Below are 26,025 nucleotides of genomic sequence, written 5' to 3' on the forward strand. Positions count from 1 at the left end.
GCCCGCACTGCGGGTCCGCGCTATCTCCATACAGAGGAAAGCCATGCGTCCACGTTTTTTCGTCGTGTACCTCATCGCCGCACTTGTCATTGCCGTTGACCAGTGGACAAAGCAATGGGCAGCCTCCACCATCCCTCCGCTCATCGGCTATACAGTTATTCCCGGTTTTTTCGACCTCGTAAACGTGCGTAACCGCGGCGCTGCTTTCGGCTTTTTAAACAGAAGCGACATAGAATGGCAGTTCTGGCTCTTTTTCGCCGCTGCCGTCACAGCCGTCCTCGCCATCATTGCCATGACACGCTCCGCCAAAAGCAATCCCTACCTGTTTACAGGGTTCGGGCTTATCATGGGGGGAGCCATCGGCAACCTCATTGACAGAATCCGCTTCCGCGCCGTTATCGACTTTCTTGATTTCCACATAGGCGGGTATCACTGGCCCGCATTCAACGTGGCGGATATGGGCATCTGCGTCGGAGCATTTTTTGTCTGCCTGGCAGTGTACAAACACAAATAACCTGCGACCGGAGAAATTCAGTCATGCTCCCACTGGTTGACCTTGTACTGCAAACTGATAATCTTCCGCTGATGATGCTGCTGCTTGCCGCACCTATCATTCCCAACCTGTGGTGCATCTGGCATGCCTATTCAAATGAATTTCCCTCTCCGGCCGAGCGGGTTCTCTGGATGGGAATAGGTGTTTTCGTTCCGGTGCTCGGCGGGTTGTCGTACTTGTTATTCGGCTGGCGCCGCAGCAGAAAACCCCGGACAGGACCTGATGAACAGTAAAGCGATCGCGTATGCTGCCTGTTTCGTATTGCTGACCATGCAGGGGTGCACCCCCGCGCAACGCAGTGATGTGGAATACCTGCAGGCATATATGGATGCCACCAACGCTTCACTGCGCGATGCGGCCGAGCAGGCTGTCCGGCTGAATGAAGCCCTGAGCAGACGTCTGGCCGAAACAGAGCAGGAGCGGCATGCAATTAAAGCCGAGCTGGAACAACAGCAGGAGCAGTTGCGACGCGTCAAGCTGGCCATCAAACGGGCCAAACGCATGTCACGCCGCAAAACGGCCGAACTGCAAAACGAAACCGAAGCCCTGCGGGGTCGTCAGGAACAGCTGGAACTGAACATCCGCAGGCTTGCCCTCAACCTTTCCCGTGAACTGGATCCCTATTCTGACTCGGGCGACTTTTCGCAGGTGGAATCACCCCCTGCCCCTAAAGCGGGACCTGCCGCACTTTCCACCTCATCCACAGTGCCGGAAACGGACAAGCCCTGAGCAAAACGTAAAAGCTCTTTACTGCTTGCCCATATAAGCCCCTGTGCAGTATAAACCGGCAGACGCATAGATAGTAAACAGAAGCAACTGAACAGGATATTTCTATGAAAAATATAGCAAAAGCCCTGTGTGCCACTGCTGCAGTCATTGCCTTGGGCGGCTGCGTGCAGCAAAAAGATCTCGACCTGCTGGAAGTACGCATAGCACAGCAGGAACGCCATGTGGATTCACTGACCAGAGAACTGAACAATGCATCAAGACAGATCGACTCCGTCCAGCCCAGTCAGGCTGACCTGTGGGCGCAGGTGCAGACCATGCGCAACGATGTCGCGTTGCTTCAGGGCCAGATGGATGCGTTGCTGAATACTGAAGACAGCCTGCCGGAAGCCATGGCCCAGATAAAAGAACTGCGGGCAGACGCAGACAGAATGGAACTGGCTTTGCGGCAGATAGAGTCAGAATTCGGGCTTGAGCTTGAAGTGCTCAAACGCCCCGCTCCGGCGGCTCCTTCTGCCAACGCCACCCGGCACAACGCCACAGTGCAAAATGCCACCCGCACGCTGCCGGCCGCCAACGCCACCATGGCAATACCTGAAAATGATCCCGTTGCCGCGGCAGTTACCACGCTGCCGGTAGCAACCACACGCGGCAAAACTCCCGGCAACGCCACAGGCGGTGCCCCGGCACAGATACAGCCCCCGCAGGGCAACACAACGGCACAGACTGCGCCGAAGGCGGATCCCGCCGATATGCTGTATGAGCAGGCTCTCGCCTCGTTCAAAGAGCGGAACTACCAGGCTGCGCAACGTCAATGGAAAGAATTTGCCACGGCTTTTCCCGCGCATGCCATGGTTGCCAACGCCGTATTCTGGCAGGGTGAATGCTTTTACCAGATGGAAGATTACGCGCGTGCCGTTCTGGCCTATCAGGACGTTGTGACCAAACACGCTGACAGCAGCAAATATTTGCCGGCCATGCTCAAACAGGGAATTTCACTGATCAGGCTGGGCAAAACCAAAGCCGGAAAAATCAGGCTGGAAGAAATCATCAAAAAGCATCCGGGGACGCCTGAAGCCAAACGGGCCGCAACGGTGCTGAAAGAAACCAAATAGAGACACGCCGCCCGCATGGCAAGGAAGCAACCATGAATGACACTCAAAAAGCATACAGAAAAAATATCCACCTCACCTTTCCGCCGCAGGTTTCCAAAGAGCCTGTGGTTTGCAACCTGACACGGTTGTTCGACCTGACTTTCAACATCCTGAAAGCGCAGATAACCCCCCGCAAGGAAGGATATCTCACCCTGGAGCTGGTCGGCAGTCAGGAAAACTGCGGCAAAGCCATCGCCTACCTCAAAGAACACGAAATTGCTGTCTCCCCCGTGGACCAGAGAATTTCACGCGATGAAGATTCCTGTATGCACTGCGGCATGTGTACCGCCATCTGCCCTGTGGACGCCCTGCATATGGACTGGGTTGCCCGTACTGTAACTTTTGACACCGAACGCTGTACTGCCTGCGGACTGTGCACCAAGGTATGTCCTGTGCGCGCCATGCATGTGGAAGTGGAAAACGGCCCCTGGTAGACAACTCTCATGGAAAAACGTTCGTATTCCCGCGTTGCGGCAAGCATCTCCGGCAGGTTCCGGCTTATGTCCGGCACCGACGATCAGCCGCTTTATTCGGGCTGGTCCGGGGCTTCCGCCAAAGATGCGGAACAGGCGCTGCAGCAGGCAAAATTGCCAGATGCCATGGTTCAGTTTCTGGCAACCATGGATGCCAAACTGGATGCCATACTGGGGCAGATGCAGCGCGACACCCTGCGGGAGGATTTTCCTTTCCGCCTGCGCGTCAGTCAGATAAGCGGTGCGGGAATCCGTTTTTTCACGCAGGAAGAACTGCACGAAGGTTCGCTTCTTGAGGTGGTGCTGTTTCTCAGACAGTATCCGCTTTCGGTGGCATCCGCCGCCGGACGCATAACCCGCTGTTCAACGCACGCCGACGCGCTTTCAGACAATGCACAGAATGAATACGCGCTGGAATTCACAGTTATCAATGATTCCGAGCTGGAACAGGTAATAGGATTTGTTTTTGATCAGGAACGGCGCATTATCCGCCAGCACAGATGGGAATGACCGCGCACCTGCCAGCCGACAAACACAGGAGTTTGCCATGCGCACTCAGGAAGCCATCCTTGAACAGGTAATGCAGAATGTTACCGCCCAGGTAGCTGACAGCATCAAAGACGCAATAGCACAGACAATTCAGAACGAGCTGACAACAAATCTTACAAGAGCTCTGCTTGAGGGTGAGTTCTATAAAAAACTCAACTCAGACATGCGCAGCGGGCTGCAGAATATCTATCAGGAAATTTCCCACGCAGCCAAAGATAAAAGTGTCGCTCCTCCAAGCGAAGCACAGACCGACAAACTTTTCTCTGAAGCTTCCGAACAGTTGGACGAAATTCTGACAACAACCGAGCAGGCAACAGACGATATAATGGATGTTGTCGAGCAGCAGCTTGAAAGGCAGGCGGAAGCAAGCGCCCTGCTTGATGCTCTGGAGAAAGAAGCCCCCGGGGACTCCATAACGCAGTTACGTGCCATTAACAGCGAACTGGCAGACAATCTTACTACCATTCTGACAGCACTGAGCTTTCAGGACATTACGGGACAGCGCATCAAAAAAATAATCACGGCTCTGCAGCGCATAGAAAGTACTGTATTCGAACTTTATATGTCCACAGGGCTTATTATGAAGGCGTACAGTGAAACCCCCGATAAAGAGATTGAAGAACTGGAACAGGAAGCACGGCAGAAAATGTCGGAACTCAAAGGTCCCACAAGAGACGTTTCACAAAGCGATATAGACGACATGCTTGCCCAGTTGGGTATGGACTGATCATTTTCACATGCTGTCTCGTTCCTTCTGAACTACCGGCACCCCGCGCTCACAGCGCGGGGTGTTTTATCTGCAGCCCGCAATCACAGCCTGCACCAACCGCCCGCACCGTACCCGATCAGCAATTCATGCCACCTGCCTGCGCCTCTGCATAGACACAAAGCACTTGTGTCTCCGGAAGGCCGTAAGGCACACAAGCCTTATTCCGCAATTTGTGACGGCCGTTGCTCTTGGTTACCCTGCGCACCTGCCCGGCTTCCGCCATCGGTACACAAAAGCAGCAGCCTTAGGTTCCTGTCATCCATCGTGGCAGATATGCAAAAAGGTCTGACGGATATCCCCATTTGCAAAAACTCTGCAAAAAAAGCCGCAGCCAAATCACAGCCGGCACGGGGCAGCCGGCATCTCTGGCCAGGCTCCTCCGTCACGGCCCCCCCGGCTTTTAAATTTTACCCTTGCCAGCCACAGATATGATTCCCATATTAGATAATGTGTTTTTTCCAACCCTCACACGGAGGCTGTGATCATGCATACCCCCCTAGTCATCATCGGTTCCGGCCCTGCCGGACTGTCTTCCGCCATCTACACCTGCAGATCCGGCATTGATACTATCGTATTCGGCTCAAAGCCCAAAGTTGCCGGAGATTATGAGATAGACAACTATTTCGGATTTGAAGAAACAATTTCCGGCAAAGAACTGCTGGGAAAAGGGCGGGCGCAGGCCGAGCGTTTCGGTGCCCGCTTTAAAGAAGACAGGGTGCTCTCTGTACATCATAACGAAAGCGGAGGCTTTCATATAAAAACTGAGCACGAAGAATTTGACGCATGCGCGGTCATTCTGGCCACCGGCGTGGGCAGAGTCCGTCCGGGCATAAGCAACCTGAAAGATTACGAGGGCAAAGGAGTATCCTACTGCGTAAGTTGTGACGGTTTTTTTTATAAAAACCGAAAAGTTATCGTAGTCGGAGAAGGCATCTACGCCGCCAATCAGGCTCTTGAACTCTTGTCGTATACGCCCCACGTAACCATAATCACGCAAGGGAAAAAATCGTCCATCACTCCGGAATTCCAGCAACGCCTTAGTGCTGCCGGCATAACCGTTTCAGAACAAAAAATCGAAACCCTTTCCGGCTCTCCGGCACTGTCATCCGTTACCTTGTCGGACGGGACAAGCCTTGAGGCCGAAGGTATTTTCATTGCCATGGGCGAAGCTTCTTCACTTGATTTTGCTTATACTCTGGGGCTGGAACGCAGCGGCGTCTTTCTGGTGGCAGACAAAGAACAAAAAACCAACATTCCCGGAATATACGCTGCAGGCGACTGCACAGGCGGTTTTTTGCAAATTGCAGTAGCAGTTGGCGAAGGAGCCACTGCTGCACGCTCGGCCATTGCTCACATCAAAGAAAATTGCAAAGGCTGAAAGCAAACAGGCACCATAACATATTGACACCCCTCGTGGCTGGTGATATCTAGCTCAGCTCGTTGGACGCAAAAGGGCCTATAGCTCAGTTGGCAGAGCCTCCGGCTCATAACCGGCAGGTCGCAGGTTCAAATCCTGCTGGGCCCACCACGAACGTAAAGGTTACGACATAGTCGTAACCTTTTTTCTTGTCTGCACCGGACACCGCCAACCCGCCACCGCCATCAGCTATAGTTGCACCGACTCCACGCTGTCCCCTCACTCGTACAGGCGCAAGACCTGAAACTGAAGACGAACCCTGATCCCATTAACATCGTTGCGAATTTGTGGACACCATGAGCTTCTGCCACGCAGTTGCAATCAGATGCAGCAATGACTCCTGCCGGAGCGCAGAATTCATGCCTACCCTGCGACACAAACTCAAAAAGCCTGCCGTACTGCAAAGCCCCCTCAATCGACGCTGACGGTGAACTGCTGCCCGATGACCAGGCTACATTTTTGCCGATTCTTTGCGCGCAAAACAGCATCTCCTTATAAAAACATCACTTTCATCATAACCTACCAACTATCCATTTTTTTATTTTGCATCTTGCACAATCATTTTTTCTGCGGTATTCGTAGCTCACTTTTATAGATAATGAGTTTCAGAATCAAAATCAAAAAGGATCTGTACCCGGTGAAGTTAATGAAACCAAATTGTTATCTTACATCTGCCGCACTCCTGCTTCTTATGCCGTTATCGGTCTTGGCAGCTTCCCCTGCTGCTGATGTCATTGCCGAAACAGCCAAAGCAATACAGGCGGAATCAGCGGCACAGGCAGATTATTCCCGCTGGGCAGATCAAAAAGAAGCACTCGGCGCTGAAATCCGTGATCTGAAAGCCACAGACACATGGCTCGATTTTCAGAATGAGAAATACGCAGCCTATATCAATAAGCAGCATGAAGTAATTGCCGAACTCCAGCGAAGAAAACAGGAAGCCCGACGCATTCAGATGGAGCTGGAGCCTTTTCTGGAAACCATTGTCGATGACCTTGCCCTATTCATACAAAGCGACCTGCCCTTTCTGGCAGAAGAGCGGGCGGCAAGAGTGGCCTTTTTGCGCGACAGTCTGGGCGACTACAGGCTGGAGCTCAGCGAAAAGCTACGAAGAGTTTTTGAAGCTCTGCACGTTGAAGCAGAATACGGACGCACAATTGAAGTAGCTGCGCAGGAACTGACCATTGAAGGAGAGCCGAGGCAGGTTTCGCTTTTCCGCCTGGGCAGAACAGCACTCTACTACACCACGGGTGACGGTGCCCGGGCAGGCATGTGGAATGCTGCGACGCAGACATGGCAATCTCTCGATCAGGATACCGCCCGCACCCTGCACAAAGCTGAAGAAATGGCGGCGCGCAAACGTGCAGTTGAGCTTCTGCAACTACCCATCGGAAAGGTACAATGAAATACAAAATACTCACACTGGTTACACTGCTGATAACCGCCAGCGTGCCGGCACACGCCCAGTGGTCCGGTGCGGTGGCTGAAACCCGCAAACTGGCTGCGGAAACCCGCTCAGAGGCAGCCAAAACCCGCGACCTGATAACATCGGAAAAAAAAGCTGTGGTGAACGAAAAAGCGCAGCTTGAAAAAGTGATTGCCGCCAAGCACAAGCAGCACGAAGAGCTTAAAGCCAGATACGAAGCTTTGCTGCAGCAGGAAGCCCGACTGAAAGAGGAGCTGGCGCAGCAGGCCCATGAACTGAAAACCATTGACGGCACCATCCGCACTTCAGCCAAGCAGGCCAGAGACTATTTTCACGAAAGCCTCACAACACCTGAATTTCCGCATCGTGAACCGGTGCTGAGCGCCATCCTGACTCCGGAAACCTTTCCCGGACTTGAAGGCATAAAAAATCTGCTGCGGCTTTATATGGAAGAGATGTCCGCCTCAGGACGTGTACAGCTTCGCGAAGGGTCTTTTGTCAATGCTGACGGACGCACAGAAACCGCCCGACTGCTGCGTATAGGCACATTCACAGCTGCCTTTAAAAAACAGGACGGCACTGCCGGATTTCTGCGTCCCCTGCATGAAGGTTCGTTACTGGGCGCTGTTCCGGGAAATCCCGGCTGGACGCTGGGACGCGGAATGCGGGCGTACTTTGAAGGCGAAAGCGATACCTTTCCGGTAGATATTTCCAACGGAGCGGCGCTGGCCAGGCTGGAGCAGGACCAGAAAGGAATATACGAGTGGCTCCAGACAGGCGGCCTACTGGTATGGCCCATCATTCTGGTGGGCATCATCGCGCTGGGCCTTGTTATTGAACGTTTTTACACACTGGGCAGGCTGCGCGGAAATTCTGACAGAAACATGCAGACCATACTGTCCATGATTCGTGCCAGAAAATGGCATGAGTGTCAGGAATTCTGCGCGAGGGCTTCCAATTTTCCCACATGCCGTATCATAGGACATACTCTGGGATATATGGGGGCAACCCGCGAGATTATTGAAAACGCTTATCAGGAAGCAATGCTCAAAGAGTTGCCTGTTCTGGAACGCTTTCTGCCCACACTCAGCGTGCTGGCAGCGGTGGCGCCGCTTCTGGGGCTTCTGGGTACCGTCACCGGCATGATCAACACCTTTCAGACAATCACACTGTACGGTACCGGCGACCCGCGCATGATGTCGGGCGGTATTTCAGAAGCATTGATCACCACTCAGCTGGGACTGGCCGTGGCCGTGCCCATCATGATTCTGCATCACATTCTGGAACGGCGGGTAGATGCTCTGATGGGCGACATGGAAGAAAAAGGAACAAGCTTTACTGTAGCACTGATGCAGCAGGGCCAGATACGACAGGGAGAATCATACGGTGCAGCTGCATGATTATCTTGAACAGGTGCTGGTGTATTTTAATGCCGGAGGGCCGACTATGGTTCCTATCATGGCATTCTCGTTTGCCATCTGGCTTATAATATTACTCAAATCATACTGGTTCATTACCGAAAACCGCTGCGAGGCCGCGCCGGCGGACTGCCTGCGCACCACGCCGCAGGAAAAATGCAGATGCGCCTGCTGGCAACGGGAAATAGCTGATGCGTACATTCAGTCAAAAAGCGACGCCCCCGACCTGAACCGCAAACTGCTGCATAGTCTCTGTGTCAGGCAGCATGCAAAAACAAACAGGCTTATCGCCACGCTTTTTATTCTGGCAGCCATCACCCCCCTGCTGGGTCTGCTCGGCACAGTCTCCGGCATGATATCAACATTTAACGTCATATCCCAGTTCGGCACCGGCAACGCACGGGCCCTTGCCTCCGGCATATCAGAAGCCCTTGTAACCACGCAGAGCGGACTGGTGGCAGCTATTCCCGGTCTGCTCATGGCAGCCATACTGGCCCGCAGGGCAGACAAAATGAAAAAACGTATGGAAATGTTCTGCATAGGACTTCAGTACGAAACCGACAGCCCCATGACCTCAACCCACACGGCCGGTTAACCATGCAAAGCATCCGCTATACCCGTGCCGCCCGCAACAGGCGCAGCGAAGTCAACATGACACCGCTTATTGATATGGTGTTCATCCTGCTGATTTTCTTCATTGTGACCACCAGTTTTGTGCGGGAATCCGGCATAGATGTAAATCGTCCTGCTGCCCAGTCGGCGGAAACCAAAGAAAAAGCGAACGTCATACTGGGGCTGACCAGCGAAGGCAGAATATATGTTGAAGGCAGAACGCTGGATATACGCTCCGTACGGGCGTACATGGAACGGTTTCTGGCGGAAACCCCCGAAGGATCAGTCGTTATTGTAGCCGATAAACAGAGCATGACGGGCAACGCGGTGCAGGTTCTCGACCAGTGCCGTCTGGCCGGAGTGCGCAACATCAGCATTGCGGCCAAAAAAGAATGATTGTCAGGCCCATACGACACACCGGCAGACTGATTGCCGGAGCGGCAGGTGCCGTTTTCATGGTGGGACTGCTGCATGTGGGTATCCTGCAGCTTAACCGTGGCGGCGAGACAACCCATCCTGAAGAAATACACGGTGCCATCAGGTTGGCACAGCAGACAGACGAGCCGCCTGTCCCCGAAGAGCGGGCGAAAACCATAAAGGAAACCCCGCCGCCGGAAAAACTCCCCAGAACATTTTCATCGAAACAGACTTCGCGGCCGCAACGCCCCGCCATGACGCAGGCTCCGTCTTTTTCCGCAGAGCTGCATCCGTCCGTGAAAGGCGGCATGGTCATGCCCGCGCTGTCCGTGGCCGGAGCAACCTTTACCCTTGCCGAAGTGGATACGCCGCCGCGGGTGGTACGCACCGTACCCCTAAAGTACCCGCTTGTGGCCAAACGCAGCAACATTGAAGGCTATGTGATCGTAAACATGCTTGTGACTGCCGAGGGCAAACCCGAGCAACTGAGCATACAGGCCGCTTCTCCGGCAGGTATTTTTGAAGAATCTGCTCTTGAGGCAGCCCGGCAGTCGCGTTTCACTCCCGGAAAGCTCAACGGGCAGGCTGTTGACACATGGGTTCAGCAACCGTTTGAATTTAAAGTGACGCAATGAAATACGCCATACTTGTATCATCTGTTTTACTGCTGCTCTGCATCAGCATAAAGACGTCCCGGGCAGACGCATTGCCCGCCGAAGCCAGAAAACCTCTGCACACAGCGCAGCAGTATATCCAGAAAGAACGCTACAACGAGGCGGCTGCTGTTCTTGAGGATTATTTAGCCACTGCCGCAGACCCTGCCCCGCCGGAAGCATATCTGCTGCTTGGCGGGGCGTACAGCCATGCAGAAAAAACCATGCAGGCTCTGGAAATATGCAAAAAAGGTCTGCGGAATTTTCCGGAAAATGCCATGCTGCACCACAATGCAGGAATCGCCGCATATTCGCTCAAGCGCTATGCCGAAGCCGCATTACATCTTGAAAAAAGCTGCACCCTGCAAAAAAAACCACAAGCGGCACTGCTTCTGCAGACAGGATATGCCTATTATCAGGCCGAACACTACAAGGATGCAGCACGCGTACTGCAACTGTTGCTGGACAGATATACACCGCATCAGAAGCAATGGGTAAACCTGGCGGTACATGCCCACCTTAACGCAGGGGCAGCCCGGAAGGCGGAAGAAATCATACTTTCCGAAATCGGGGCAGAAAGCATCACTCCGGACTACCTGAAGCTGCTTGCCAATATTTACCTTGAGCAGGAAAAAACAGCCAGTGCCGCTGCCGCCATGGAACTGTATTCGCGTCTCACAACCATGTCCGCTCAGGACTTCAGCTGGCTGAGGTCGCTTTACCGCTATCTGAACGCGCCCCTGCTGGAGCTTCACACGCTCAGCCGTACCGGCGCACAGGCCGGTTCGCCCCAGACGGCTCTGCAGACGGCAAAGCTGTATGCAGAGGCAGGCAGAGCGCTTCAGGCTGTGGCTCTGCTGCAAAAACACGCCGGTCAGAATGCCCTTATGGAACAGGGAAAAATTCTGTACAACGCCAGAAAGTTTGCCGATGCCCGCACAGCCCTGCAAAAAGTGACTGACCCCGACCTGCAGCAACAGGCCAGATTCTATCTTGCTCTTTGCGCATGGGAACAGCAGCAATGGAGTTCCGCGCGCAGCAGTCTGCAGCAGATCAGCAGACAGTCACCGTTTGCAGCACAGGCCCGTCCGTATCTGAACATTCTTGACGAGCTGGACAAAGCAAAAGAACTGCAGCCATCATCATAAACGCCGCTCTGCCGTGCTGCAGCAATGTCATGCGCAGCCATGCGCATGCTGCTCTGTTGTCTCCCTGCCCTCCCTATATCGCCTCTTCGCCGCGCCCCGGCCTGCGTACGGCAACGGCTGCCTTCTTGCCGCCGTTTCCGGCGCGGGCCGCTTTCCACAATCCTCCGGCACCATCTCCGCCCTGCAATCCGCTGCCGCAATCTGCCCCGTACCGGCGATTGCCGGCATGCGGCAAAACTTTATCAATGAAATAACAGCCGATTCATACATAATTACCGCTACAACAGTCATTCTGCTCACAACAGCGTCTTATCCGGATGCATCCAGACAGGCAGAGAGGTCCGCCATGCTCAACAAGCTTAGTATCCGTTCCATTATCCTGTTCACCGTGCTGCTGGGCCCAGTGGTGCTGACAGTGCTGCTGGCGGGACAACGCCTGAACGATATCAAAGAAAGTTCCAGACAGGCCATTCTGAGTCAGAGCCGTGCCATAGTACAGCTGGCGGAAGATACCCGTAATGAAATGGCGCACAAGCTCAATGACGGTATTCTGAAACCGCTGGACAGCTTGCCTGCGGACAAGGTGCTGAGCGCGGTACCTGTTGTGACAGCCATGCGCATTGCCCAGCAGAGTTCACAGAAAGCCAACTATACATTCCGCGCTCCCAAAATATCACCACGAAACCCCGCCAACGAACCGACTCCGGCAGAGCTGAAAGCGCTCAGCGCCATGAAGCGGGACAATCTCAATGAATACATTATCACGGAACCGGACAGGATTCTGTATTTCCGCCCTGTACGCCTGACAGAAGAATGCATGTACTGCCACGGCGAACCGAAAGGCACCCGCGACGTGACAGGCGGGATCAAGGAAGGCTGGAAAACAGGAGATATCCACGGCGCATTTGTCGTCATCAGCTCTCTGGACGAAGCCAACAGAGACATGGCGCGGGCGCGGATGAGCGTTGCAGGCTGGGCGGGCGGCGTTCTGGCCGTTATCCTCAGCATAACATGGCTTATGCTGAAGCGCAGGGTCATATCACCTCTCAACAACCTGCAGAGTATAACAGAAGAGATGGCACAGGGCCGCTTTGACAAAACGATCCGGTCCACAGCCAGAGATGAGTTCGCCATGCTTACAGAATCGCTGGGCAAAATGCAGTCTCGCGTGGCCATGACAGTACAGGGAGTCAAGGTCACGGCATCGCAGGTGGCGGACGGCAGCAGACACCTTTCCGAATCAAGCCGTTCCATGTCCGAAGGGGCGGTAAGTCAGGCGGCATCCATGGAAGAAATATCGTCTTCCATGGAAGAGATGGCCTCGAATATCAAGCAGAACGCCCAGAATGCCCGTGAAACCGAAACCATATCGTTGCAGGCGGCACAGCAGGCGGAACAGGGGGGCACAGCCGTGCTGCGCACGGTGGAAGCAATGAAAGAGATAGCACAAAAAATCACAGTGATTGAAGAGATAGCCCGGCAGACCAATCTGCTGGCACTTAACGCGGCCATAGAAGCTGCGCGCGCCGGTGAGCACGGCAAAGGCTTTGCCGTTGTGGCACAGGAAGTACGCAAGCTGGCAGAACGCTCCGGCAGCTCCGCTGCCGAAATCAACAGCCTGTCAGCATCCAGTCTGGAAGTGGCAGACTCCGCACTGGCCATGCTGCGCAAAATTACCCCCGATATCCAGAAGACATCGGGGCTGGTGCAGGAAATTGCTGCAGCCTGTGCGGAACAGAATATCGGCGCAGAGCAGATAAACAAGGCTATCCAGCAGCTGGACGCCGTGGTACAGCAGAATGCAGCCACTTCGGAACAGGTAGCCAGCACTTCCCGGCAACTGGCCGCCGGAGCTGACGAACTGCAACGGAATATCGACTTTTTTCAGGTAAGCGAACACAGCGCGGGCCATGGCAGCGACTCCGCGGCGCTCAGCCCCGTCAGGCAGGCAGGCCCGGGCAAAAAGCGCTCAGGCCGGAAAAATTCCGGCGGGCAGAAAAAACATGCAGCAGATGAATTTACCAAGTTCTGAACCGCAGGCGCGTGGCAACACTACCTGCCGGCGGCAACTGCACCAGCGTAAAAGGCGGCCTCATGGTCAGTCCCCGAAGAATACTGACGTTCATCCTGCTTATGGCAGCCGCGACAGCATGTTCCGCTGCGCCGCCTCAGGAATCATCCATGCTGCCGCAGTGTCCTGACCGTCCCAACTGCGTCAGTTCCCTGCAGCAGGGCACAAGCCACGCCGTGCCTCCCATGGCGTTGCACGGCACCACAGAAGCTGCAATGGAGACTGCGGAACAGATCCTGCGGCAGATGGGCGCGGCATCAGTCAGCAAAACAGAAAACGGAATCCATGCTGTCTTTCGCAGCAGAATTTTCGGCTTCAAAGACGACATGCATATTGTCGCTGATTCCTCGCAAGGACTTCTGCATATCAGGTCCGCTTCGCGAACCGGTTATTATGATTTCGGCGTCAACCGGCGGCGGGCACTGGATTTTGCCGCACGCTATGCCGACGCCACCCGCAGGCCCTGACCCTGAAACGCGGCTCAGTACCATATTCCACCCAACCGCCATCTGGGGCGCAGTATCTGCCGGACCGGCACCTGCACCGGCTGCGTGTACCGGACATAGAGCGGCACCTGTGCGCTGCCGCCCTGCGTGTGCATCCGGGCTGCAACAGCCATCAGCCTGTTCACCCGCTCATGCGTGGGCGGATGAGTCCGTAAAAAAGAAGGTTCTTCCACTCTTCTGCCCGGTGCCAGCATACGCTCCCAAAGTCCGGCCCCGGAACGCTCCAGACGCTGCAGCGCCATGGCCAGTCCCTGCGGGTCGCCGCTGAGCCGTGCAGCCATGGCGTCGGCATCAAACTCGCGCGTCCGCGACAACGCAAGCTGAAGCAACATGGCCATATGGGGCGCAAGAATAAGCAGCACCACCAGCAGCCACGAAACAGTGACCTCTCCGGCAAGCAGCAGCGGAATGTTGAGCAGCAACAGAATCTTGCCCGCAGTGGAAAACAACGCCGTCACCCTGCTGACAACATCGGCAAGAGTCATCACACGGGTGTCCGCACCCGCGATATGTGACACCTCATGCGCCAGCACGGCAATCAGTTCGCGCATGGTGAGGTTACGCAGCAAAGCGTCGGAAACAGCTATGGCTGCATGCTTTCCGCTGCCGACGGTAAAGGCATTAAGCACCGTGCTAGGTATATGATACAGCACCGGCAGATGCTCCAGCCCCGCCCTGCGGCTGAGTTCTGCCAGAGCATGGTACACTGCGGGCGCATGTTCACTGCGCAGTGGTCTTGCCCTGTACATGCGCAGCAGAATGGCAGGCGACACAGACGGCAGCCACAACAGGGCCGCGCCTGCCGCGGCGACAGCCCACACGGCGCCTCCGTCGCCCAGCAGTATCCATCCTGTCAACGCCAGCAGAGCAAGCATCCCTGCCACCAGCAGCACTGTCTGTATCAGATTCCCGTGGCGGACCCCCTCGTGTAACATGATTTTCTCCATATCGCTGTCAGTCAGATCACATCATGAGCTATAACAGCAACCTGTCTTGTCAATGCGCGCCGGAGTGCTTTTGTTCCCCGGCAAAGTACGCTATGAGTTCCTAACCACGTGCGCAGATTGTGCATTCATACAGGAGCCGCCATGTCCCAGACCCTATCCACCGCAACACAGCAACACCCGTTCAGAACAAAACCAGCCAGAACATTTCTGTCACTGGCTGTGCCGGTGCTGTTCTCGCTGGTGGCAGAACCGCTGACAGGTCTTGCAGACACGGCCTTTGTAGCCAGACTGGGCGAAGCGCCGCTGGCCGCACTTGGCGTGGGCACCATGACCCTCTCGGCCATTTTCTGGGCATTCAATTTTCTGAGCATAGGAACACAGACAGAAGTGGCACAGGCTCTTGGCGGCGGTAACAGAGAAAAAGCGGCAGACACATGCGGAGCCGCCCTGCTCCTTTCATGCTCACTCGGCGTGGTCACGGCTCTGGCGGCGCTCCCTTTTCTGCATCCGATCGTAACTTTCATGGGGGCCGACGAAACCATGGCTCCGCTGGCAGCAGAATACATCCGCCTGCGCCTTGTGGGTGCTCCGGCCCTGCTTGTGACTCTGGCCGGCATCGGAGCGCTGCGGGGGCTGCAGGACATGCGCACACCGTTCTGGGTAGCCTGCATTGTCAATATAATGAACATCTTGCTGGACTGGCTGCTTATATTCGGTATCGGGCCTTTTCCCGCGCTTGGCGTTTCCGGTGCGGCACTGGCCACATCGTGCAGCCAGTGGGCCGGCGCGGCATGGACGCTGGCCGTGGTGTGGAAAAGGCTGCGTCCTTCATGGCACATCCAGCTGCACGACATAAAAAAGCTGTTCACCATCGGCGGCGATCTTTTTGTACGCTCAGGAATGGTCATTCTGTTTCTGCTGCTGGGCACCAGAGCAGCCACCGCGGCAGGTACTGACGCCGGAGCGGCGCATCAGGCCATAAGACAGTTTTTCATCTTCACGGCATTGTTTCTGGATACCTTTGCCATTACCGGACAAAGCCTCATCGGTCTTTTTTTCGGCCAGCGCGATATTGCCGCATCGCGTCTGGTCGCCTCTTTTGTCTGCCGCTGGAGCCTGTGGACAGGTTGTCTGCTTTCTGTAGTGATGCTTGCAGGACAAAAAGGCATCGCATGGCTGCTGGTGCCCGCATCTGTGCTGGAGACATTTATTCCCGCATGGGTGGTGGCGGCGCTTATCCAGCCGGTGAACGCACTCTCTTTTGCCACCGACGGCATCCACTGGGGCACAGGTGATTTCCGCTTCATCCGCAACGCCATGGTTGCGGCTTCCACCACGGCCATTGCCGCTCTTATCTGCATCACCTACCTGCAACCTGCCGCCATGCTCAACTGGGTATGGGGCATTACCGGACTGTGGACTACAGTCCGTGCCGGATTCGGCCTGTACCGCATCTGGCCCGGATCCCCGTCAGCCCCGCTGGGGCGCAGCAGCCCGCTGTAGCGGTGTCCTGTACCCCCGTACCCCGCCTGCTCATTCCTGTGCACACTGCGATTCTCTTTTACGTCTACCGGATATCACTATGAGCATACTCCAGATAAAACATTGCACCGCCTGCGGTAAAAAAACCTATCACAGATTTTATGACGCGCTGAAAAACAGATACGTATGCCGGTCATACTGGGAATGCCTGGACTGCCGGACACGCTCGGAACAGCCGCATGACAAAGGCTTCAGTTCAGGATGCCGCATGGCACCCGATACCGGAAAATGAAGCGGGATGCCGAAGCATCCCGCAGGAACCGGATTATCTCATTTCAAACCCGTCATACACCGTGTCGTAGTCAATCCATGCAGCCTTCACATCAAGAATGCCGGTTGCCGGACCGCCCTGTTTCAGCAGAACTTTCAACTTTTCAAGCCCGCCGTCATTCCCCTGAGCCAGCAGCTCGGCACGGCCGGTTTCAATCCTGCGTACCCAGCCGTTCAGCCCCAGAACAACGGCATGATCATATACCCATGCAAGAAAGTACCCCTGCTCAACATTACCAGTTACGATAAGATGCAGGCTCTTCATATGGTACCTCTCTTTTCTGCACATTACGATGAGTCACCAACGCACCGCACAGCTGCAAGGCTTGTTTTTAGTATAGCCACGCATTAAAAATCAGGCAAGATCACTACCATGGAGTATGTGCCGGTGGCAGACTCTTGCGTGGCACGCCGTGCTGGTATATCTGGGCGGGACAACGCTGAACCGATGCCCGCAAGGAGGCTCCCATTACATTCAAGGAAACAGTAATGCTTGCCATTAAGATGGCAGGTAAGCAGAAAAAAGAATTTGTGGTAGGCAAGGAGGACGGGCGCTGGCTGATTGCGGACATAGGTGACCCGTCTTCGGATCAGCTTTCGCCCAGCATCATTGTCACCGGAGAAGGCATAAAGTACCCGGACGACGAGTATCTTTTTACACGGCTTGTGGCCGAAGGTGCCTGAGCTGACGCCCGGAAAAACAAGGCCGCCCTTGCGGGCGGCCTTTAACAACAATGCCGGCTGCTATTTTTTAAGCCAGGGCATCATGGAACGCAGGCGCGCCCCCACTTCTTCAATGGGGTGCTCGGCCTCGATGCGCCGGCGGGCCGTGAAGGTAGGATAGTTTGCCTTGCACTCAAGGATGAAATCCCGTGCAAAACGGCCTTCCTGAATATCCTTCAGCGCAGCCTTCATTTCTTTTTTGGTTTCTTCAGTCACAATGCGGCGGCCGGTCACATAGTCACCGTATTCTGCCGTATCGCTTATGGAATGCCGCATTTTGGCAAGACCGCCTTCGTAGATAAGATCCACGATAAGCTTTGTCTCGTGCAGGCACTCGAAGTAGGCGATTTCAGGCTGATAGCCTGCTTCCACCAGAGTTTCAAAACCAGCCTGAATCAGAGCGCTGATACCACCGCACAAAACCGCCTGTTCGCCGAAGAGGTCGGTTTCCGTTTCTTCACGGAAGGTGGTTTCAATGACGCCGGAACGTGTTCCGCCTACGCCCATGGCATAGGCAAGGGCTTTCTCCATGGCCTGTCCGCTGGCATCTTGGTGGATGGCCACAAGACAGGGAACGCCGCCACCTTCGGTATAGGTACGGCGGACAAGATGGCCCGGCCCCTTGGGAGCGATCATGAACACATCGACATCCTTGGGCGGTACAATCTGGTTGAAATGGATATTAAAGCCATGAGCGAACACCAGCGACTTGCCGGCGGCCAGATGCGGCTTGATATCATTTTCATACACAGAAGCCTGATACTGGTCGGGGAGTAGAATCATGATCAGGTCGGCTTGTGCGGCAGCCTCTGCTGCGCTAAGGGGCTGGAAACCATGCTCCTTTGCCAGCTCGAAGTTGGGGCCGCCGGGGCGCTGGCCGACGATCACGTTCACGCCGGAATCACGCAGGTTCTGCGCATGCGCATGGCCCTGACTGCCGTAGCCTATGATGGCCACGGTCTTGCCCTTGAGCACTTCCAGGTTTGCATCCTGTTCGTAATAGACCTTCATTTCTACTCCCTGCTGTAGCTTGTACAGCTTCCCAAAGGTTAGTGGTTACCTATAAAAAAACCCACCTGAGAGGCTCAAGCGCCCGTCAGGTGGGTTGCCGCAAAAATGCAGTTAAACCTGTTCCGGTTGCATGGAGCGCTTCATAGCCACGGTACCAGTTCTGGCTATCTCCTTGATGCCGAATCTGGTTAGCAGCTGAATCACTGCCTGAATTTTACCATGATCGCCGGTCGCTTCCAGCGTCAGATCATGCAAACTCACATCGACCACCTTGCAACGGAAAATATCGGCAATGCGCAGAACTTCCGCCCTGCGCGTTTCCTCGGCGTTAACCTTTAAAATAACCATCTCCCGCTCTACGGCGGCTATATCTTCGAAGTCAACAACTTTTATAACTGTCACCAGCTTTCGCAGCTGTTTAACAATCTGCTCGATAATCTGATCATCACCGCTGGTGCTGATGGTCATCAAAGATACACCGGCTTCAAGAGTCGGGGCAACGTTAAGCGATTCAATGTTGAACCCCCTGCCGCTGAACAGCCCGGCCACCCGGGAAAGAACGCCCGGCTCGTTTTCCACCAGAACGGAAAGTACATGACGCATGGAAGTCTCCTACACAAGCAGCATCTCGTCCAGCGCCGCACCGGCCGGAACCATGGGATAGACATTTTCCTCGCGCTCCACGCGCACATCAACAATAGCCGGAGCCGGGCTTTGCAGGGCCTGCCGCAACACCGGCTCAAGATCAGCCTGTGCTGTGATGCGGTACCCTTCCGCTCCGTAGGCTTCAGCCAGTTTCACAAAATCAGGCTGGGCCTCCATGCAGGTTGAACAGTAATTACGCTGATAGAACAACTCCTGCCACTGGCGCACCATACCCAGATAGCCGTTGTTCAGAATAATTATTTTAACCGGCAGCTTGTTACAAACCGCTGTGGCCAGTTCCTGAATATTCATCTGAATGGAACCGTCGCCCGCAAAATCAATCACCAGATGCCCCGGAAACGCCATCTGCGCACCTATAGCCGCCGGAAAACCGTATCCCATGGTGCCTAGTCCGCCGGAAGTCAGCAGCGTGCGCGGTTTACGGTATTTGAAAAACTGTGCGGCCCACATCTGGTTCTGCCCCACCTCGGTGGTGACAATACACTCGCCTCTGGTGATACCGAAAACAGTTTCCACAACCTGCTGCGGTTTAATACCTTCAGAAGGCACATACCCCAGAGGATGACTCTGCGCCCAATCGTGCACCGTGGCAAGCCACTCAGTCCAGCGGGGTACGGGAATGTTCTCTTCAAAGCGGGCCGAAAGAATCTCGCGCATGCCAGCAAGCGCCATACGGCAGTCGCCCACCACAGGCACCTCTACGCCCACATTTTTTCTGATGGATGTGGGGTCGATGTCTATGTGGATAATCTTGGCACCGGCGGCAAAAGCCGAAAGCTTTCCTGTCACTCTGTCGTCAAAGCGCGCACCGGCGGCAATAAGCACGTCACAGCTATTCACCGCCTTGTTGGCGGCAAAGGTGCCGTGCATACCCAGCATGCCCAGAAAGAGCGGGTCGTCACCGGGAAAAGAACCAAGCCCCATCAGACTTGAAGTTACCGGAATCTGCAACGTGCGGGCCAGCCAGCCAAGCTCTTCGCTGGCATCGGACCCCACAACCCCGCCACCGGCGAACAGCAGCGGCCGTCTGGCAGAAAGAACCAGTTCCGCCGCTCTGCGCAGCTGGTTAAGATTCGGTCTGTATGTCGGGTTGTAGCTGCGCAGCTTGACTTCTTCAGGAATCTGAAACTCTGCACGGGCTACCATGATATCTTTTGGCAGGTCGACAAGAACGGGACCCGGCCTGCCGGAACGGGCAAGATAAAAAGCTTCGCGGATAATACGCGGCAAGTCGCTCAGTTCCTTCACCAGATAATTATGCTTGGTGCAGGGACGCGTAATGCCCACTATATCCACTTCCTGAAAAGCGTCATTGCCTATCAGCGCACGCGGCACCTGTCCGGTTAGCACCACCAGAGGAATGGAGTCGCAGTACGCTGTAGCGATTCCGGTCACGGTATTGGTGGCGCCGGGTCCCGAAGTGACCAGACAGACCCCCACTCGACCGGAAGCACGGGCATAACCGTCCGCGGCATGTACTGCGGCCTGTTCGTGGCGCACCAGCACATGACGCAGGTCATGCCGGGGAAGTTCGTCGTAAATGTCGATCACGGCCCCGCCGGGGTAGCCGAAAATGACATCAACGCCTTCCTTTTTAAGACACTCCAACAGGATCCGGGCCCCGCTCGACTCCATCTAGTTCTCCTTACTGCGGTAGCTTTCAAGGATGGTCAGAAGCTTTGTCTTCCCTTCAAGCTTCTGTTTTTTAAGTTCTTTCACATGTGTCTGTTCACTGGGTGTCAGGAACGGTTTGTTGTCCAGTTTCTCGATCTGCTTTTCGTAAAGCACATGATCTTCCCACAAGGCTTTGAGCTCAGGATCCCGGGACGACAATTTCTCCAACAGTTCAAGGTCTCGCGTTTCCATGAAACTCATCTCCTTCGGCTATGTTGGGTTGCTCCTGATGCCCTGTTTCCGGCACATCCAGAACAGGCATCGTATCCCTTTCGATCAACAAGACTTTTTTTCTGGAGCTTACCCCCGATTCAAGTCGCACCCTGTTCTGTTTCACACCGCAGAGCTGCGCCACAAACCGGATAAGCTCTTTGTTCGCCTTGTTGTCCACAGCGGGCGCGCTCAGCCTTATGCGCACCCTGCCGTCATAAAGTCCTGCTATACCGCTGAGTTTTGCCCCCGGCTGCGCCCATACTTTCAGGCGCCATAAACCTTGTGCCGCAGGGCAAAGATACTCCTTGTCATTCATCACCGTTTCCGGCGGGCTGCTGAGCCTCATCCGGCACGGAACGGGGCTGCTGTTCGGCAAGCGAAAGCTCCAGCAGATGCAGATGGGCATCAATGACTGACCGGACTTTCATTTCAAACTGCGCCCTGAGCTTTTTGGCCTGCAGAATCTCTTCCTGCAGTCTTGCAAGCCGCATGTGCCCCTGATTCACCAGCGTTTCAGCCTTGGCATGTGCCGCGTCGATAATAAGCTGTGCTTCGCGCTGCGCATTGGTTTTCATGTCTTCAGTCATGCGCTGGGTGGCTATTAGCGTATCGCGCAGGGTGGCTTCGCGGTCCCGGTATTCCGCAAGGCGGGTTTCAAGTTCCGCCACACGGGTTTCCAGACGCGATTTATCTTCTCCCAGCCTGCCTATGGTATCAGCCATCTCCTGCATGTACCGGTCGACTTCCGCCGTATCGTACCCGCGCAGAGAGCGGGAAAAACCCTGATTGAGAATATCTATGCGACTGACAGCCATACCCTGTGCTCTCCTACATGCCCGCCGCAAACATGGCCAGCGAACGGATGACAAATCCCCGTATGAATTCTATGGCAAGCAGAAGTACCACGGGAGAAAGATCTATACCGCTGAAATAAACAAACGGCAGCCACTTGCGGATTCTGTACAGAACAGGTTCCGTAAGGCTGTGAATAATTCTGACAATGGGATTATACGGGTCGGGATTTACCCAGGAGAGTACCGCTGCCGCGATCACAACCCAGAAGTAAAGTCCCAGAACCGAATTCAGAATCGTGGCAACAGTGGATATGAAATTTACGGCAAGTACGTCCATGAATCCTCCTGACGGGGTTCTTGCCGGGTGAGAATCTGCCTTTAGAGATATAATTCACTTCCCGGCGTTTGGAATCAAGCAAAAAATTACATCATTGCTAAAAAAGAGCCGGACGGGAGCAACCGCTCGCCAGCAAAGAGAAATACTGCACAAACTGAGCGCGCAGACTCCAGAAATCGTTGATATGCCGCTCAGCCTGCAATGTTTCATTACGGAACGCCCAGAAAGGGACCTCCGCGCTGTGCGCCGCCTGACTGTCCAGCAGCGAATCGCCCACAAAGGCAATCTCGTCCCTGCCGCACTCCCAGGCTTCCAGAACTTTATTGACCCCTTCCGGATGGGGTTTGGCAACAACCTTCGATGCAGTCATCACCGGATGAAAAAAACCGCTCATGTCAAAAACATCGAGCACATACTCCATGCTGTTTGTGCGGTTGGTATGCACAGCCATGCGCACCCCGTTGTCTCGCAGCAAAGCCAGAAATTCCAGCAGGCCCGGCTCCGGTTCCATGGATGGCACTATTTCCTTGAGATAATCCACCTGCTTGCGCGCCCATCCCATACGGTCATGCATGGCAGGCGGAATGATGTGCACCAGAGACTCGCCCACGGTGTGCATATGCACATAATCTTCCTGCGCGGCCGTCATGGGTCCCAGTCCCAGCTTTTCCAGAATCAGGTTGTAGTACCGCATGTTCGCAGCGCGCGAATCAAACAGCACTCCGTCACAATCAAAAACAACACCATGCAGCCCCCGCGGGAACCGTGAGGCCAGATAATGGGCAGTCAGCAGCACAAAAACTCCTTACAGATCGATATGATAAAAAACTGACACAACGGCTCAGCTTTCCGCGCCGAAAACAACCGTAAACACGGTCTGCTGCCAGTCTCTTCCTTCGGGGACACGGCCATGCCCCAGTATGCGCCACAAGGGCGCCTGCACCTTCATCAGCCTGCCGGCTGCGGCCAGTGCGCTGTCATCCCACGCACTGCACAGAGCAGCAGCCTCCTGTGCGTCCAGCGCAGCAGTTTCTTCCATTGCCGCAAGCACATCTTTCATACCGCCGTCATCCGTGACCAGTACAGTGCCCTCCGGAAGAAAAACTGCCATATTATCCAGCACCACACGCCACGAAAGACGCATCATATCAGTGCCACGGCCTTCAAGTGCAGAAGGTGCGCCAGCCAGTCCGGCCAGTTCCTGCAGGTCTGCATCACGCTCAGCGCCCAGCAGATCCCCCATAGAGGCAAGAGAGCTTTCATAACGGCTTTGCAGCGTTTCCAGCTCGCTTACGCTCTCCTCAAGAGAATATGCCAGCAGAAGAGTTTTCTGGGCCTCCACCAGCGGGTTCTTCATCAGGGTTTCATGCGGGGCGGCAGGGGCAAAGCTGCCGCCGCCTGCAGCCACAAAAGCTTCCAGATCAGCCAGTTCCTGCTGTCCGGCATGCTTGTGTGCATGGTCTTGCGCCTTTTCGTTGTCCAGAGCAAAAACAACCAGATCGCGGCTGTTGCCGAAAGTCTCAGCCAATGAAGCCAATTCGTGCAGACAGGCGCGCGCAGCGGCACCGGTGAACGGCAGCCCCACAGGTGTAAAGCTGCAGCGCTCGTCATCCTCCGAACCATACAGAGGAGCCAGTCCGGGATTAAAGAAACGCACCTGAGGCAAAGAGAGAGCCCCCGTTCCTGTTTCGGGCACCACAGGATGCATACAGGGCACCGCCACAACAGGCGGTTCAGAACATGTTCGGTCATTATTCACCGGCATAACCGTTTTCTCCAGCATTTCAATCGTTATGATTCGGATGGCTGCTCAGTACGAAAGCGGAACCTGCGGCAGACGCCTTCACAGGCGGGCAGCCGCAGAATACACAGTCCACCCAGCGAATGGGTGCAGTCGATGCTTTCCGGAGCACCGTCATCCTCTTCTCCGGCACAGCCGCCGCAACCGCGGCAGCCGACTTCCGGCCGGTATTCTTCGCAGGCGCTGCCGGCAGGCGGCACGCCCTCCATCAGCCGGAAGATGACGTTAAAGGCTTTGTCACCTGACAGATTAAAGCCATCTGCCCGGTTCATCAGCTCTTCATACGCAGCCACAATACGGACAATCTCGGTACAATGAAAAGACTCGTCCAGACCGGGGTTCAGCTCTTCTTCGTACAGGCAGTGCCCCGACACATAAAAATCACATGCCACACCGGGCATTCTGCAGACAGTACCCACTGCATCAGCCCTGCGAGACGGTTTCATAGGGCCACATATCCATGCCGCCGTCCAGCACATAGACATGCCCTGCGCCCAGCCCTGCCAGATAACAGGCCACACTCCACGCATCATCAGAGCTGCGGCCGACGATGACCAGCGGGGTGAATCTGGGCACTTCATCCTGCAGCCGCTCTTTCAGCTGGGGCAGAGGAATGTTGCAGGCGTCTTCGATATGTCCTTTTTTCCACTCCGGCTGCGACCGCAGATCAAGGGTGAAAAACTCCGCACCGGCAGCGCGGGAAGCTATCAGTTCATCAGGGCTGATGCCGAACACTTTGCCCCGCAGCTTGTTATCAACAATGCAGGCAGCGGAACGCAGCAGGCGCCCGCTTTCGCCGGGCAGGTCCAGTGCCGCCAGCATTTCCACCGTCATGCCGCCGGACAGTGCCAGCGCCCCGGCAGAAGCGAATCCGTCGGACAACCCGCAGGGGTCACCCGATACAGCCTGAACCCCCAGAACGCGGCGGGTGGATTTGTCCACCACCAGCTTTACGGCACAGGGTGCCAGTCCTGCGGCCCCGCCGCCGGTTTTCAGCATGGCAAATTCGGCTTCGATGCCGGCAGCCAGAGCCTCGGCCAGTCCGGTACCGGCTTTAAACAGCCTGCCGCCGGGAAAAGCCTGCGTCACCGGAGCGATCATGGGCCCGGCAGAGAAAGGCTGTTCACCGGAAAGGACATCAGCCACATGGCGGGCCATGGAGAAAACAGATTCTTCACCGGCCACCACAGGCAGCTGCGCTGCCCCGCAGTGCTTTACGGAAACAGCACTGCCGATGGCGTATACATCCGGTATACCGGTCATGAAATTATCATCCACAGCCAGCAGGCCGTTTTCGGCAAGCTCGATGCCTTCGTTGGCCAGCAGCGGATGCACGGCCCGCTGCGGGTCCGCCCAGAAAAACATGTCGCCGCTCACGCTTTGTGCTTCCGGCGACTCCAGTGAAACCAGCAGGCCGTCCGCGTCCGTCACCGTGGCCAGCTGGTCAAGGCGGAAGCTGCTCCAGTCGAGAATCTGTACTCCGCCGGCACAGGCAGTTATCAGCGAATCGGCATGGAACCACATGTCGGCATCAAGCACCGGTGACTGCGCAGGGGCGGTGCGCAACCAGCGCACGGGAACGTCCGAAGAGGCGAGAAGCCGGACAAGTTCCACAGCCTGACGGCTGCTTCCCACCACTACAGCAACAGAGGGGCGGATTTCTGCCAGAATGGTATCAAGCGCCGCCACATCTCCCACCGGCCAGGGAACAACATTGTCACAGCGGCGCAACGCTCTGGGTACACGGGGAACGGTGTTTATTTCCAGCACCAGCTGGTCAAAACGCATGGGCAGCCAGCCTCTGGCCGAGCGAACGTGGATTTCACGCTTTTCAAAATCAAAATCCAGCTCATCCGTTTCCAGCACGCCCACATCACGGGTTTTCATCTGTTCAAGCGAAATGCGGTTCTTTTTCGCATAGCTGCCGAAAACCCCCTTGCCGGCATCGCCGGCGGAAGACAGCACCAGATTCACCTCGGCGTTCTCCGTCATCCGTCTTGTCCGGGCCGCCAGCTTGGCCGCTGCGGCGCCTTCCCCCACAATTACTATCCTGCGCATTATCCGTGCTCCTTCCTGTGACCGGACATCCTGCCGCACAACCGTCTGATACGGGGCGGCAGGCGCTCTTCAGCATCAGTTATTTTTTTATAAAACC

General features: G+C 55.4%; 31 protein-coding genes and 1 tRNA gene. 19 read left to right on the forward strand and 13 right to left on the reverse strand.

Features of this window, described 5'->3' with window-relative positions:
• Positions 1-43: 43 nt before the first annotated feature.
• The 17 genes from lspA (at position 44) to H586_RS17715 (ending at position 13,853) form a co-directional block, all read left to right on the forward strand.
• Complete coding sequence (gene lspA, locus H586_RS0100760) at positions 44-514, forward strand: signal peptidase II (protein ID WP_011368040.1); 471 nt, start codon at positions 44-46, stop codon at positions 512-514.
• 23 nt (positions 515-537) lie between these two features.
• Positions 538-786, forward strand: a complete 249-nt coding sequence (locus H586_RS0100765) for a PLD nuclease N-terminal domain-containing protein (protein WP_051363801.1) — start codon at positions 538-540, stop codon at positions 784-786.
• Positions 776-1,282 (forward strand): hypothetical protein, encoded by a 507-nt coding sequence (locus H586_RS0100770; RefSeq protein ID WP_027181141.1) that lies wholly within the window; start codon positions 776-778, stop codon positions 1,280-1,282. The genes H586_RS0100765 and H586_RS0100770 overlap by 11 nt, the downstream gene beginning before the upstream one ends.
• Positions 1,283-1,386: 104 nt before the next feature.
• Positions 1,387-2,394 carry a tol-pal system protein YbgF gene (gene ybgF, locus H586_RS19800; protein WP_051363802.1) on the forward strand — a complete coding sequence of 336 codons (1,008 nt, stop codon included), beginning with the start codon at positions 1,387-1,389 and terminating at the stop codon, positions 2,392-2,394.
• A gap of 32 nt (positions 2,395-2,426) precedes the next feature.
• Entirely contained in the window at positions 2,427-2,867 is a 441-nt protein-coding gene (locus H586_RS0100780) for an NIL domain-containing protein (RefSeq protein ID WP_011368044.1), read from the forward strand.
• A 9-nt stretch (positions 2,868-2,876) separates the two neighbouring features.
• Positions 2,877-3,416, forward strand: coding sequence for a PilZ domain-containing protein (locus H586_RS0100785; protein WP_027181142.1), 540 nt, complete (start codon positions 2,877-2,879; stop codon positions 3,414-3,416).
• 37 nt (positions 3,417-3,453) lie between these two features.
• Positions 3,454-4,182: a protein phosphatase CheZ gene (locus H586_RS0100790; protein WP_011368046.1), complete on the forward strand. Its 729-nt coding sequence runs from the start codon at positions 3,454-3,456 to the stop codon at positions 4,180-4,182.
• 526 nt (positions 4,183-4,708) lie between these two features.
• Positions 4,709-5,602, forward strand: coding sequence for an NAD(P)/FAD-dependent oxidoreductase (locus H586_RS0100795; RefSeq protein WP_027181143.1), 894 nt, complete (start codon positions 4,709-4,711; stop codon positions 5,600-5,602).
• A 74-nt stretch (positions 5,603-5,676) separates the two neighbouring features.
• A tRNA-Ile gene (locus H586_RS0100800) sits at positions 5,677-5,752 on the forward strand.
• Between the two features lie 535 nt (positions 5,753-6,287).
• Entirely contained in the window at positions 6,288-7,046 is a 759-nt protein-coding gene (locus H586_RS0100805; protein WP_234702921.1) for a DUF3450 domain-containing protein, read from the forward strand.
• On the forward strand, positions 7,043-8,467 hold the full coding sequence (locus tag H586_RS0100810; RefSeq protein WP_027181145.1) for a MotA/TolQ/ExbB proton channel family protein: 1,425 nt from the start codon (positions 7,043-7,045) through the stop codon (positions 8,465-8,467). Before H586_RS0100805 ends, H586_RS0100810 begins: the two co-directional genes overlap by 4 nt.
• Entirely contained in the window at positions 8,454-9,080 is a 627-nt protein-coding gene (locus H586_RS0100815; protein ID WP_011368050.1) for a MotA/TolQ/ExbB proton channel family protein, read from the forward strand. The genes H586_RS0100810 and H586_RS0100815 overlap by 14 nt, the downstream gene beginning before the upstream one ends.
• Before the next feature lie 2 nt (positions 9,081-9,082).
• Positions 9,083-9,493 carry an ExbD/TolR family protein gene (locus tag H586_RS0100820; RefSeq protein WP_011368051.1) on the forward strand — a complete coding sequence of 137 codons (411 nt, stop codon included), beginning with the start codon at positions 9,083-9,085 and terminating at the stop codon, positions 9,491-9,493.
• On the forward strand, positions 9,490-10,149 hold the full coding sequence (locus H586_RS0100825; RefSeq protein WP_027181146.1) for an energy transducer TonB: 660 nt from the start codon (positions 9,490-9,492) through the stop codon (positions 10,147-10,149). Before H586_RS0100820 ends, H586_RS0100825 begins: the two co-directional genes overlap by 4 nt.
• The gene (locus tag H586_RS0100830) at positions 10,146-11,315 is read left to right on the forward strand and encodes a tetratricopeptide repeat protein (RefSeq protein ID WP_027181147.1); all 1,170 of its coding nucleotides are present in this window, start codon (positions 10,146-10,148) and stop codon (positions 11,313-11,315) included. Before H586_RS0100825 ends, H586_RS0100830 begins: the two co-directional genes overlap by 4 nt.
• A gap of 346 nt (positions 11,316-11,661) precedes the next feature.
• A complete protein-coding gene (locus tag H586_RS0100835; RefSeq protein ID WP_011368054.1) occupies positions 11,662-13,347 on the forward strand; it encodes a methyl-accepting chemotaxis protein in 1,686 nt (561 codons plus the stop codon).
• A gap of 62 nt (positions 13,348-13,409) precedes the next feature.
• Complete coding sequence (locus tag H586_RS17715; protein WP_049753826.1) at positions 13,410-13,853, forward strand: DUF1499 domain-containing protein; 444 nt, start codon at positions 13,410-13,412, stop codon at positions 13,851-13,853.
• Between the two features lie 14 nt (positions 13,854-13,867).
• Here the strand turns inward: H586_RS17715 and H586_RS0100845 are convergent, their stop codons facing one another.
• Entirely contained in the window at positions 13,868-14,827 is a 960-nt protein-coding gene (locus H586_RS0100845; protein ID WP_027181148.1) for a zinc metalloprotease HtpX, read from the reverse strand.
• Positions 14,828-14,980: 153 nt separating this feature from the next.
• On the opposite strand from H586_RS0100845, the gene H586_RS0100850 reads away from it, so the two are divergent.
• A complete protein-coding gene (locus H586_RS0100850) occupies positions 14,981-16,342 on the forward strand; it encodes an MATE family efflux transporter (protein ID WP_027181149.1) in 1,362 nt (453 codons plus the stop codon).
• 304 nt (positions 16,343-16,646) lie between these two features.
• Here the strand turns inward: H586_RS0100850 and H586_RS0100860 are convergent, their stop codons facing one another.
• Positions 16,647-16,916 carry an acylphosphatase gene (locus H586_RS0100860; protein ID WP_011368058.1) on the reverse strand — a complete coding sequence of 90 codons (270 nt, stop codon included), beginning with the start codon at positions 16,914-16,916 and terminating at the stop codon, positions 16,647-16,649.
• A 224-nt stretch (positions 16,917-17,140) separates the two neighbouring features.
• Here H586_RS0100860 and H586_RS0100865 point away from each other — a divergent pair, with 224 nt between their 5' ends.
• Complete coding sequence (locus H586_RS0100865; RefSeq protein WP_155891328.1) at positions 17,141-17,335, forward strand: hypothetical protein; 195 nt, start codon at positions 17,141-17,143, stop codon at positions 17,333-17,335.
• Between the two features lie 60 nt (positions 17,336-17,395).
• Here the strand turns inward: H586_RS0100865 and ilvC are convergent, their stop codons facing one another.
• The 11 genes from ilvC to H586_RS0100920 all read right to left on the reverse strand — a co-directional run bounded on the left by ilvC (position 17,396) and on the right by H586_RS0100920 (position 25,928).
• Positions 17,396-18,385, reverse strand: a complete 990-nt coding sequence (ilvC, locus tag H586_RS0100870; RefSeq protein WP_027181152.1) for a ketol-acid reductoisomerase — start codon at positions 18,383-18,385, stop codon at positions 17,396-17,398.
• A 111-nt stretch (positions 18,386-18,496) separates the two neighbouring features.
• Complete coding sequence (ilvN, locus tag H586_RS0100875; protein WP_011368061.1) at positions 18,497-18,988, reverse strand: acetolactate synthase small subunit; 492 nt, start codon at positions 18,986-18,988, stop codon at positions 18,497-18,499.
• Between the two features lie 9 nt (positions 18,989-18,997).
• Positions 18,998-20,686, reverse strand: a complete 1,689-nt coding sequence (gene ilvB, locus H586_RS0100880) for a biosynthetic-type acetolactate synthase large subunit (protein ID WP_011368062.1) — start codon at positions 20,684-20,686, stop codon at positions 18,998-19,000.
• Positions 20,687-20,917: a DUF465 domain-containing protein gene (locus H586_RS0100885; RefSeq protein WP_011368063.1), complete on the reverse strand. Its 231-nt coding sequence runs from the start codon at positions 20,915-20,917 to the stop codon at positions 20,687-20,689.
• Positions 20,898-21,254, reverse strand: a complete 357-nt coding sequence (locus tag H586_RS0100890) for a DUF167 domain-containing protein (RefSeq protein WP_027181153.1) — start codon at positions 21,252-21,254, stop codon at positions 20,898-20,900. The genes H586_RS0100885 and H586_RS0100890 overlap by 20 nt, the downstream gene beginning before the upstream one ends.
• Complete coding sequence (locus H586_RS0100895; RefSeq protein WP_011368065.1) at positions 21,247-21,753, reverse strand: DivIVA domain-containing protein; 507 nt, start codon at positions 21,751-21,753, stop codon at positions 21,247-21,249. Before H586_RS0100895 ends, H586_RS0100890 begins: the two co-directional genes overlap by 8 nt.
• A gap of 13 nt (positions 21,754-21,766) precedes the next feature.
• Positions 21,767-22,069 (reverse strand): YggT family protein, encoded by a 303-nt coding sequence (locus tag H586_RS0100900; RefSeq protein ID WP_011368066.1) that lies wholly within the window; start codon positions 22,067-22,069, stop codon positions 21,767-21,769.
• A 97-nt stretch (positions 22,070-22,166) separates the two neighbouring features.
• Positions 22,167-22,865, reverse strand: a complete 699-nt coding sequence (locus H586_RS0100905; protein WP_011368067.1) for an HAD family hydrolase — start codon at positions 22,863-22,865, stop codon at positions 22,167-22,169.
• A 45-nt stretch (positions 22,866-22,910) separates the two neighbouring features.
• Positions 22,911-23,777, reverse strand: a complete 867-nt coding sequence (locus H586_RS0100910) for a hypothetical protein (protein ID WP_155891329.1) — start codon at positions 23,775-23,777, stop codon at positions 22,911-22,913.
• 83 nt (positions 23,778-23,860) lie between these two features.
• A complete protein-coding gene (locus H586_RS0100915; protein ID WP_027181156.1) occupies positions 23,861-24,316 on the reverse strand; it encodes a hypothetical protein in 456 nt (151 codons plus the stop codon).
• Positions 24,294-25,928 carry a rhodanese-like domain-containing protein gene (locus tag H586_RS0100920; protein ID WP_027181157.1) on the reverse strand — a complete coding sequence of 545 codons (1,635 nt, stop codon included), beginning with the start codon at positions 25,926-25,928 and terminating at the stop codon, positions 24,294-24,296. Before H586_RS0100920 ends, H586_RS0100915 begins: the two co-directional genes overlap by 23 nt.
• Positions 25,929-26,025: the final 97 nt, after the last annotated feature.

This window comes from Oleidesulfovibrio alaskensis DSM 16109 (assembly GCF_000482745.1).
GTDB classification, from domain to species: Bacteria; Desulfobacterota; Desulfovibrionia; order Desulfovibrionales; family Desulfovibrionaceae; genus Oleidesulfovibrio; species Oleidesulfovibrio alaskensis.